Origin of the sequence: Weissella cibaria, from assembly GCF_004521965.1 — a bacterium.
Classification (GTDB): Bacteria; Bacillota; Bacilli; order Lactobacillales; family Lactobacillaceae; genus Weissella; species Weissella cibaria_A.
On record NZ_SDGK01000050.1, the window covers coordinates 1 to 11186 of the forward strand.

Consider the following 11186-nt stretch of genomic DNA (forward strand, 5'->3'; position numbering starts at 1 on the left):
CAAATCGCGTTAATTTTCAAATTCATTGTCGACCAACGCTATTTGGCATAGAGCCAAAAAAAGACTGGTCCCAATTTCTCATCGGGATCAGTCTTAATCATAATTATTGTAGGTTTGGATCGTTAAAGATCGTGTTCATCACTTCTTCAACCATATCAAATTCTGCGTCAGTTTCGATTGGTTGCAACACACCTTCTTCATCATCCTTATTATAGATGAATGGCATAATACCAACTTCTTCATCCCCATCCATCGCTGCGTCTGCAGGGCCAAGGATGATGTATGACTTACCAAAATCTTCTGAGTCGAAAGAGAACAACTCAATAAATTCGTGTTCGTTGCCGTCCTCGTCAGTTAAGACGAACAATTCTGCGTCGTTCATTTTTACGTCCTTTCGTTAACAAAAAATGACCGATGCATCATCGGTCATTAATTGTACTAAAACATTAGTCTTCTTGCTCATCCAAGAATTGGTTCAAACGCTCTTCAACCATTGACCACTCTGCGTCGTCTTCGATTGGCGTCAAACCACCTTCAGTAGACGCAGACGTCTCTTCAGGGTCGAAAATGTATGCTAACATTTCAACTTCTTCATCTTCGCCTGCCCCTGCTGGGTACAAGACAATGTACGACTTACCAAAATCTTCTGACTTAAACGTAAATAGCACTTCGAAAAGTTGCTCATCGCCGTTGTCGTCAACCAATGTGATAATGTCTTGCTCTTCGTCCATTATGTTTACCTCTTACTTTACAAGTGGTCCTTTGCGATCCAAATAATTTTGGAGAATCAAAGCCGCCGCTAACTTATCAATAACCTGCTTACGCTTCTTACGAGACGCATCAGCTTCTTCAACAAGCATACGTTCTGCTTCAACCGTCGTCAAGCGCTCATCCTGAAAATCAATTGGCAAGCCAAATGTTTCCGTCAACAAATCACCATATGCACGCGCGGCATCGACGCGCGGACCGGATGTGTTATTCATGTTCTTTGGCAACCCAAGAACGAACCCCGTTGGTTGGAATTGTGCCACCAACTCCTTCATGCGCGTAATGCCAAATTCTTTCTCATCTTCATTGATGCGAATGATTTCAACACCTTGTGCTGTCCAACCGAGCAAGTCAGATACTGCCACACCAACTGTGCGTGATCCGACATCTAGACCCATTACGCGCCCCATATTATCTGACCTCTTCTTTCTGGATTAAAATTTCTCTTAAATCTCTCGGAATTTCTCAACCAAATTACTTAGATAAGTAATCCTTAACCAACGCTTCAATGATTTCATCACGTTCAAACTTGCGAATCAAATTACGCGCATCGTTTACACGTGGAATATATGCTGGATCGTTTGAAATCAAGTAACCAACAATTTGGTTGATTGGGTTGTAACCCTTTTCTTCCAACGCCGCGTACACAATCTCAAGTGTCTTACGTACGTCGTGTTCTTGGTTATTACCAAAATCAAAGACAGCTGTATTATCTAATGAAGTCATTTTCAACCTCCTTCCGAGGTTCCCCTCAATAAAAATGCAAGTTTACTTTACAGACAACCACTCTGCTGCTTGCGTAAATGCATTTGCAATACCCGCTGGGTTCTTACCACCCGCTTGGGCCATGTCTGGGCGACCACCACCACCACCGCCAATAGCTGGTGCAATGGCCTTGATTAAATCACCAGCCTTAACACCCTTAGCAATCGCGTCTGGTGAAGCAGCAACCAACAAGTTAACCTTTTCACCCAAGTTAGCAGCCAAAACTAACACATCTGATGGCGTTGCTTGCTTCCAGTTATCGGCTGTTGCACGCAACGCATCCATTGATTCAACGGCCATTTCAGTCGCGATAAACGTAAAGTCGCCAGCTGTTTGTACATCGTTGAAAGCAGCATTGGCAGCTTGATTGGCCAACTTTTGCTCCAATGAAGCCACTTGACGCTCGGCAACCTTCAATTGCGCTTGCAAAGCCGCAATCTTATCGTTAACTTCTGACAATTTTGGTGCCTTAACTTGGGCCATTGCTTCGTTCAACCAAGCATCGTGTTGCTTGAACAAGTTCATTGCCCCCTGACCTGTCACCGCTTCGATACGACGCACACCGGCACCCGTACCTTGTTCACTGACAATCTTAAACATCCCCAACTCAGCCGTTGAATTAGCGTGTGTTCCACCGTCAAACTCAACGTTGAAGTCCCCGATTGAGACAACACGGACCTTCTCGCCATACTTTTCAGTAAAGACTGCGACAGCTCCCAACTTCTTAGCTGATTCGATATCCGTTTCGACCCATGAAATTGGCAAGTTTTCAATAATCTTAGCGTTGATCAAATCTTCAATTTCTTGCAACTTCTCTGCTGAAACAGCGCCGTTGTAAGTAAAATCATAACGCAAACCATCTTCAGTAACCAATGAACCGGCTTGGGTTGTGTGTTCACCTAAGATATTACGCAAAGCTTGGTCGAGCATGTGAGTTGCCGTGTGGTTCTTTGAAACCGCTGCGTGGTACGCACGGTTAACATCGAGCTTGTACGTCTCGCTGACCTTGATTTCTGCATTAACTTGCAATGTGTGCAAGTGTTGGCCATTTGGCGCATTTTGTACATCAATGACTTCAGCGACTACTTCACCAGCTGCGTTAATGACAACACCGCGGTCAGCCACTTGACCACCCATTTCAGCGTAGAATGGCGTCACGTCGAAGACAACTTCGGCTTGACCATCCTTAGCTGACTCGACCGATTCATTATCAACAATCAGGTCTGTCAACTTAGCGGCATCAACTGTTAATTCTGACCAACCAACGTAGGTTGATTCTGTCTTCAAATCTGTCAACAAGGCATTTTGAACACCCATTGAAGCTGTGTTACCACGAGCGGCACGGGCACGTTCTTGTTGGGCAGTCATTTCAGCGTCGAAGCCAGCACGGTCAACTGTCAAGCCAGAATCAGCCGCTGATTCTTCCGTCAACTCGTATGGGAAACCATACGTGTCATACATCTTAAAGGCAACCGCACCGTCGATAACACCACCGTTAGCCTTTGCTTCATCAATGACACCGTCCAACAATGACAAACCGTCCGCCAACGTCTTATTGAAGCGGACTTCTTCAGCTTCGACAATCGATGCGATGTAGTCCGCATTTGCCAAAACCTCAGGGTAGTAAGACTTCATAATCTCACCAACCACTGGGACTAAGTCCTTCAAGAAGACCTTATCAATCCCCAACTTGCGACCGTGCAAAACAGCACGACGAAGCAAACGACGGATGATGTAACCACGACCTTCATTTGATGGCAAAGCCCCATCACCGATTGCAAATGTTACGGCACGGGCGTGGTCAGCAATAACCTTGAATGAGATGTCCTTTTCAGGATCATCACCGTACTTGTATTGACCTGACATCGCTTCCGTCTTACGGATGATTGGTAAAAACAAGTCCGTTTCAAAGTTGGTCTTGGCATTTTGGAAAACAGAGACAACACGTTCGAGTCCCATACCCGTATCAATGTTCTTGTGTGGCAACTCAGGATAATCCTTGTTGTCAGTCAAACCAGGTAAGTGGTTGTATTGCGAGAACACGATGTTCCAAATTTCCAAGTAACGTTCGTTTTCACCACCAGGGTAGTTTTCCTTGACATCGTCGGCGTTAAATTCTTCACCACGATCATAGAAAATTTCCGTATCTGGTCCTGAAGGTCCCTCACCGATATCCCAGAAGTTATCTGGTTCTTCGTACAAGTGGTCCTTAGGCAACCCCACAACGTTCAACCAGATTTCCTTGGCTTCAGTATCATTTGGGTAAACCGTCACGTACAGCTTTTCAGGGTCCATACCGTACCATTCTGGACTCGTCAATAATTCCCAAGCCCAAGGAATAACTTCAGGCTTAAAGTAGTCGCCAATTGAGAAGTTCCCCATCATTTCAAACAACGTGTGGTGACGGGCCGTGTGACCAACGTTCTCAATGTCATTCGTACGAATTGACTTTTGCGCGTTCGTAATACGGTGGTTTTCAGGTACAACTGAACCGTCGAAGTACTTCTTCAACGTTGCGACACCAGAGTTAATCCACAACAATGTTGGATCATCCTTTGGAATCAATGATTGAGATGGCTCAATGTTGTGTCCCTTGCTTTCGAAGAAACGCAAAAACATATCACGGATCTCAGCTGATGATAATGGCTTCATCTTCCAATCCTCGCTTAAATTAAATATCTAAAATAAAAAACAGACCTCCATTGCAAAAACAGAGACGCCTACACGCGGTACCACTCTGCTTGCAATGATAGTCTGCATCATTACCTCTTTGAATGCCGTTAACGCTGGCGCACGGTTTGCTTTCACAAACAGCTATGAAGGTAGCATCAGAAAAGGTTGAGCGTTGTTTACATCATCCACAACGTTTCTGTTGGCTCTCAAACCATAAATGATATATCCTTACTCATTATTGTAACATATTAAGAACTTCTAATAACCGTTTTTGTTTGCTTGAAATGTTTTTGTAAAAGTTATTTGGTGTTTAGCAATCGCGCGATGTTTTCAGCCGTCCGTGTGAGATTTGCCTCACCAACCTTCATTGCAGTCGGCAAATCAACTGCACCCGGCACAATGCTAAACACCGCATCAATTCCCAAATCATACAACGTCTCAATACCATCCCCAACGTATCCGGCCAAGCCAATGACCTTCGCATCTGGTGAGGCTTGTTTAATCGCTTGAGCTGCTCCCATTGGGGTCTTACCGTACTGCGTTTGAAAATCAATCGCACCTTCGCCGACGAATGCGACATCCGCATTGGCGGCTTTGACGACTAACGCAGTCGCTGCAACAACCAAACTAATGCCTGATTGCATCGCAGCCTGTGTGAACGCCAACATACCAGCTCCGAGTCCGCCGGCAGCGCCCGCCCCCGGTGTGTTAGCTAAATCGATACCCAGTTGTGTCTTAATCACCTTGGCATAATTTGTCAAAGCCGCATCGAGTTCAGCCACCATCGCTGGTGTTGCACCCTTTTGTGGTCCAAAGACAGCCGACGCACCAGTTTCACCAACAAGTGGATTCGTGACATCTGAAGCCAATAAGAATTCAGACTCGGCCACGCGCGGATCAATGTGACTCATATCAATCTTAGATAGCTGTGCTAAGGTCGCACCACCGCGGGCGATTTGCTGCCCATTTTCATCAAAGAACCGGACACCCAACGCTTCAGCCATGCCGGCACCGCCATCGTTTGTGGCAGAACCGCCAAGTCCGACGATGAAGCGACGCAACCCGCGATTCAACGCATCTTTGATCAATTGTCCCGTGCCAAACGTGGTCGCCATCAGAGGATTTTTCGTTTCCTCTGTCACGAATTGAATACCTGAAGCGGCTGACATTTCGATCACAGCCGTTTGACCATCACCTAGAACACCATAAAAGGCTGTCACCGTTTCATCCAACGGATTTTGTATATCAACAGCGATAATGTCACCGTCCGTTGCATCAACTAGTGACTGAACAGTACCTTCACCACCATCAGCCATCGGGACCAATTCATAGTCCGCGTCTGGATAAATTTTTTGCAAGCCAACTTGAATGGCCAGAGCCGCCTCTTTTGCTGTCATACTACCTTTAAATGAATCTGGTGCAATTACAAATTTCATATCAATTCCTCGTTCCTTTAATCCTAGCCTGAAAATCAACCGAAATCAATCAAGCCAGCACAAAAAACAGGCCCACACTGACAATTGCATGCGAGCCTGTTTTTTACTTGTTGTTAGCCTTTTTCTTAGCCTTACGTGCGGCACGAAGTGATTGACGTTCCTCAACACGCTTCTTGTACTTTGCATCACGGGCAATCGCAGACTTAATCTGACGCTTGTAACCAGGCTTAACGTTCTTCTTCTTCTTTTTAACCAAACCAATCATCGTTGGGTCTAGCTTAACAGTTGATTTTGAACGTTGCTTACGACGGCGACGATCATAACCAGGCTTAAGCTCGCCATGTGAGTAAGTCATTGGTTCAAATGTCACACCCATGTTTTCGACCGCTTGCACGCGTTCTTCTTCATCTGGGTTGTAAATCGTAATAGCCGTTCCTTCCATACCGTTTCGACCAGTACGGCCAACACGGTGCACGAAGAATTCAAGTTCCGTTGGAATACCATCATTAATAATCAACGATACACCAGGGATATCAATACCACGCGCAGCCAAGTCAGTGGCCACAACGTATTGATAGTCCAAGTGTTGGATTTGTTGCATGGTACGCTTACGTTCACGTGGTTGGATACCACCGTGGATTTCAGCAACCTTCAAACTACGGCTTCGTAATGACTTGGTTAACTCACGCGCACGTTCCTTCGTGTTAGTAAAAACCAAAGCCATGTATGGGTTTCCCATTGTCAATAACTCGTAAACCAAGTCATCCTTCTTCATTCCCTTCGTACCAACTAACAAGTTAGTAATCGTCGGGGCGATAACGGTTTCTGTTGGAATTTCTTCCACAACAGGGTTCGTTAGGTACTTCTTCAAGAATGGTTGCAACTTTTGTGGAATCGTAGCTGAGAAGACCATCATTTGCAAATCTTCTGGCATTGCACCCGCGATTGCATCAACTTCTGGTAGGAAGCCCAAATCCATGGTCATATCCGCTTCATCGACAACCAAAACTGATGCTGTGTGGATATCCAACCCACCTGCCGTATACAAGTCCTTGATACGACCTGGTGTTCCAATAACAATTTGTGGTTGTATACTTTCCAATTGGTGCATTTGGCGGACCTTATCGGTTCCACCAACATACAAGCCAATGCGTGGCTGTTGGTCAGCCAGGAAACCTGTACCCAATTGCTTGGCTGCCGCGTAGATTTGTTGTGCCAACTCACGAGAAGGCGTGGTAATCACGGCTTGCACTTTTTGAGCAGTTGGGTCAAACTTTTGGAAAATTGGAATCAAAAATGTGTGTGTCTTACCTGATCCAGTTTGTGATTGTCCCACAACGGAACGTCCTTGCATCACAACGGGAATCAAGCGTTCTTGCACCTTCGTTGGTGTGGTGAAACGAATTTCATCCAACGCCGTATAAATTTCTGGGCGCAAGTTGTAGTCAGTAAACTTAGCCATTATGCTTCTGTTTGCTCCTTCAATGTTTCATCGGCTTCACGAATAATTTCATGGACTTCATCAATATCCTTGGCAAAAGCCCCCGAGGCAAACTTGTGTCCGCCGCCGCCGTGGCGCTTTGCAATTTCGTTAATCACCGTGTTACGTGAACGTAGTCGGACACGGAAAAAGCCATCAACTTGCTGTTCAAAAACAGCCCAGGCCTTAACTGTGTTAATCTTTCCAAGTAATGGGACAATAAAGGCCGTCCCAAAATCACCAAGATTGAAGTTTTCAACAACTTCGTTCGTCAAAATAATGTAATTAAAGCCGTTATCGGTTGTGACCATGTTGTTATAGACATAGCCAGAAGCCCGGGCAGCTTCAACTGAGATGGTATCCATTTGTTGATTAATCTTAAACCAATCAAAATCAAACTTCATCAAATCAGCGACAACTTGCATCGTTTCAGAATTAGTCGCGTATAAGAAGCGACCCGTATCTCCAACGATACCAGCATACAAATATGAGGCACCTGCATCTGACAAAGTCAATTCGTCTTCAAATTCCTTATAGAAGGCAAAAATCATCGCCGACGTAGATGAAGCACCTTCAATCACCCACGTATAGTCGCCATATGGCTCCTCATTTGGGTGGTGGTCAATCTTAACCAACACCTTACCGTAGTCGAAACGACGGTCATCTACACGTGGTGAATTTGCTGTGTCTGTCACAATTACCAATGCATCATCATAAAGTGAGTCTGGAATTTGCTCCATCTCACCCATCCAAGTCATGCTAGGAACTTGCTTTCCCACAACGTGAACCTGCTTCTCAGGGAACGACGTTTTAATTAACTCCGCCAAGCCAAATTGTGACCCAAAGGCATCTGGATCAGGGCGTTGGTGACGGTGAATAATAATCGTGTCCGCTGCCTTAATTTGCGCTAGAATTGCTGTTTGCGCTGTCATGATTCAATCTCAATTCTATCTAGTTTACAAACGTTGCTCGCAACGTTAACAGTTTGGGGCTACCACCCGCTACTTTAATAAGTATAGCAGAAAACCGCGGTAATTACGCGATTAGATTAGTTATCATACAGATTCAGGGAAATATTTTCAAAGGTAAGTGGTGCCAAATTCGTCATGGTTAGCCCCAAGAGGCGAATCGGCTTTTGATATCCACCTAATTCTTCCCAAATGTCTGCTGCTAAACGCTCAAACTCGGTCGCGTCATTTGGTAAATAGTCTGGCTGAGTTGTTCGACGTGTTTCCGTATTAAAGTCTTCATCACGTATCTTTAATACCAAGGTTTTGCCGTGTAGCGACCTTCTCTGTAGCGAGCTTTCTAAAAGTACGGCCAGCCGCTTTAGTTCGGCCATGATTTTCTCTTCGTTATCCAAAAACGGGCCATAGGTTCGTTCTTTGCCAACTGATTTCCGCTCACGTTGCCATTCAACTGGTCGGTCATCAACACCCCGGATTCGTCGGTAAAAGTCATATCCCATCCGTCCAAAATGTTGGGTCAATGTCGTTTGGTCCATGGCATAAAGATCAGCACCAGTTGTGACACCCAGGTCACGCATTCGTTCTGCCGTCTTTTGACCAACCCCACGGACCTCCTCAATTGGCAATGCATCTAAGAAAGACCGAACATCTGCCTCCCGAACAACAGTCAGACCGGCTGGTTTATTATGTTCAGATGATAGTTTTGCCAAGAACTTATTAAACGATGCCCCGACCGAACTGGTTAATTGCAGTTCTTCATAGATAGTTTGTTGTAGGGTATGGGCTAACGCAACAAGATTATCAATACTAACTTTATTTTCTGTTACATCTAAATAAGCTTCATCTAATGCAATTGGTTCCACTTTGTCGGTATAACGGTGAAAAATTTCATGTACCTGATTTGACACGGTCCGATATTTTTCAAAATTTGGCGTCAAGAAAATTGCATCTGGCGCTAATCGAAGTGCTTCGGCGGCACTCATTGCAGAATGGACACCAAGTTGTCGTGCTTTATAGTTAGCTGTAGCAACCACACCACGGCCACTATGTTGCCGTGGGTCACGTGCCAAAATTAAAGCAACGTCGGCAAGCGCAGGATTATCTCGCGTTTCGACTTGCGCATAAAAGGCATCCATATCAACATGTAAAATTTGCCGGTCAGTATGTAATTGCACCGGAATTTCTAGTAAATCAGCCATCTCCCCCACACTCCTTTCGTTTAAAATCCATAACAAAAAAGAACCTGAGAACTATCTGCTCAGGCTCTTTCATCTATTACTTTGCGTCGTCTGACTTTTCGTCTGCCACAACATCAGCTGTCGTATCGACGATTTCATCAGTTGCCGTTTCTGCCTTTGGTGCTTCAGCAACAGCTGGAGCTGCCTTGACAACTTGACGAATTGCTGACAATTCGAATACCAAAATAACACCTTCAGCATCCAAATCAAATGTCTTTGCTTTATTATCAACGGCAGCAATCTTACCGTGCAAACCACCGATAGTCACAACCTCGGCACCTGGTTGAACCGTGTTGATCATCTCTTGGCGCTTCTTCTGGGCCTTTTGTTGTGGGCGAATCATAATAAAGTACATCGCCGCCACGAAGACGACCAAAATCAAAACATTGGCACTCATAGTAGTACACTCCTCTAGGATTTATTTAGCAATAGTCAGAACAAGCGTGCATTTGGATTCTTGTACCCGTAGTTTTCCATGACTTCTTCACGGAACTCAAGTAAGCGATCCTCAGAAATTGCTTGACGCATATCTTCCATCAACTTCAATAGGTAACGCAAATTGTGAACAGACGCAATGTTTTGCGCATACAATTCGTCGGCCTTAAACAAGTGGTGTAAGTACGCCTTAGTAAAGTTTTGTGAACCGTAGTCTTCCGTTTCAGGGTCAATTAGTGAAAAGTCATTCTTATACTTCGAATTCGTAATCACGATACGGCCCTTCGACGTCATCAAGGTTCCCTTGCGTGCGATACGTGTTGGTAGCACAGAATCGAACATATCAATACCGCGGATAGCACCATCAATCAAAGAATCGGGTGCTGCAACACCCATCAAATAACGTGGCTTGTTTTCGGGTAGGAATGGCACCGTGAAGTCAAGCACACGGTTCATCTCTTCCTTGGTTTCACCAACAGACAGTCCACCAACGGCGTATCCAGGCAAATCAAGCGAAACAAGATCTGAAGCAGACTGCTTACGAAGCTCACGGAAACCGGCACCTTGCACGATACCAAATAGTGCTTGATCTTCCGGACGACGGTGGGCAGCTAAAGCACGCTCAGCCCAACGTGATGTTCGTTCAACTGAATTCTTCACGTAATCATACGTTTCAAAGTATGGAATTGCTTCATCCAATTGCATCATGACATCAGAACCCAAATTATTTTGAATGCGCATCGCAACCTCAGGTGATAGGAACATTTCTTCCCCATTCACGTGATTACGGAAGGTCACGCCTTCTTCTTTAATGTTGTTGCGTTCTGACAATGACCACACTTGGAAGCCACCTGAATCAGTTAGAATTGGGCCATCCCAATTCATAAACTTGTGCAAACCACCAGCTTCGGCAATCAACACGTCACCTGGGCGAACCCATAGGTGGTACGTGTTTGACAAAATGAACTGTGACTTGATTTCTTTTAGTTCACGAGGTGACACGTTCTTAACCGTGGCTTGTGTACCAACCGGCATAAACATTGGTGTCATGACTTCACCGTGGGGGGTTGTAATTTTACCCAAACGTGCACCAGTGTGCTTTTCCACGTGGAGTAGCTCGTACTTCACAGCATAATCAGACATGATGTGACTTCCTCCCTCTACCAAACCTCGGTAGCAATCGTTTCTATCTTGATGTTCTTTTCGACCGCTCGAAAAAACTAGCCAAATACAATTATATCAGAAAGAATGCCCAGACTACGCACAATTTCAATATTAATTGTGAGATACGGTGTTTTTGTGTCAGTTTTATCACTAATATAGGTTAATTACCGATACAAAAAAACCACCAATAAATGGTGGCTTCAATATGGACGTTACAGGGATCGAACCTGTGACCCCCTGCTTGTAAGGCAGGTGCTCT

The 11186-nt window shown here is 45.1% G+C and carries 11 protein-coding genes; all 11 read right to left on the reverse strand.

From position 1 onward, the window contains the following. Positions 1–103: 103 nt before the first annotated feature. A complete protein-coding gene (locus tag EST42_RS06890) occupies positions 104–382 on the reverse strand; it encodes a DUF1292 domain-containing protein (protein WP_134644800.1) in 279 nt (92 codons plus the stop codon). A 64-nt stretch (positions 383–446) separates the two neighbouring features. Beyond that, a complete protein-coding gene (locus tag EST42_RS06895; protein ID WP_134644801.1) occupies positions 447–731 on the reverse strand; it encodes a DUF1292 domain-containing protein in 285 nt (94 codons plus the stop codon). Between the two features lie 12 nt (positions 732–743). After that, on the reverse strand, positions 744–1178 hold the full coding sequence (gene ruvX, locus EST42_RS06900) for a Holliday junction resolvase RuvX (protein WP_134644802.1): 435 nt from the start codon (positions 1176–1178) through the stop codon (positions 744–746). 64 nt (positions 1179–1242) lie between these two features. After that, positions 1243–1494, reverse strand: a complete 252-nt coding sequence (locus tag EST42_RS06905; RefSeq protein WP_010369780.1) for an IreB family regulatory phosphoprotein — start codon at positions 1492–1494, stop codon at positions 1243–1245. A 42-nt stretch (positions 1495–1536) separates the two neighbouring features. After that, a complete protein-coding gene (gene alaS, locus EST42_RS06910; RefSeq protein WP_134644803.1) occupies positions 1537–4185 on the reverse strand; it encodes an alanine--tRNA ligase in 2649 nt (882 codons plus the stop codon). Between the two features lie 320 nt (positions 4186–4505). Then, positions 4506–5642 carry a glycerate kinase gene (locus EST42_RS06915; protein ID WP_134644804.1) on the reverse strand — a complete coding sequence of 379 codons (1137 nt, stop codon included), beginning with the start codon at positions 5640–5642 and terminating at the stop codon, positions 4506–4508. A gap of 103 nt (positions 5643–5745) precedes the next feature. Beyond that, the gene (locus EST42_RS06920) at positions 5746–7104 is read right to left on the reverse strand and encodes a DEAD/DEAH box helicase (RefSeq protein WP_134644805.1); all 1359 of its coding nucleotides are present in this window, start codon (positions 7102–7104) and stop codon (positions 5746–5748) included. Next, positions 7104–8054, reverse strand: a complete 951-nt coding sequence (locus EST42_RS06925; RefSeq protein WP_134644806.1) for a DHH family phosphoesterase — start codon at positions 8052–8054, stop codon at positions 7104–7106. The genes EST42_RS06920 and EST42_RS06925 overlap by 1 nt, the downstream gene beginning before the upstream one ends. Before the next feature lie 116 nt (positions 8055–8170). Beyond that, positions 8171–9289 carry a DNA polymerase IV gene (gene dinB / locus EST42_RS06930; protein WP_134644807.1) on the reverse strand — a complete coding sequence of 373 codons (1119 nt, stop codon included), beginning with the start codon at positions 9287–9289 and terminating at the stop codon, positions 8171–8173. A gap of 76 nt (positions 9290–9365) precedes the next feature. After that, positions 9366–9725, reverse strand: a complete 360-nt coding sequence (yajC, locus tag EST42_RS06935; protein ID WP_134644808.1) for a preprotein translocase subunit YajC — start codon at positions 9723–9725, stop codon at positions 9366–9368. Between the two features lie 35 nt (positions 9726–9760). Next, positions 9761–10906, reverse strand: a complete 1146-nt coding sequence (gene tgt / locus EST42_RS06940) for a tRNA guanosine(34) transglycosylase Tgt (RefSeq protein WP_134644809.1) — start codon at positions 10904–10906, stop codon at positions 9761–9763. Positions 10907–11186: the final 280 nt, after the last annotated feature.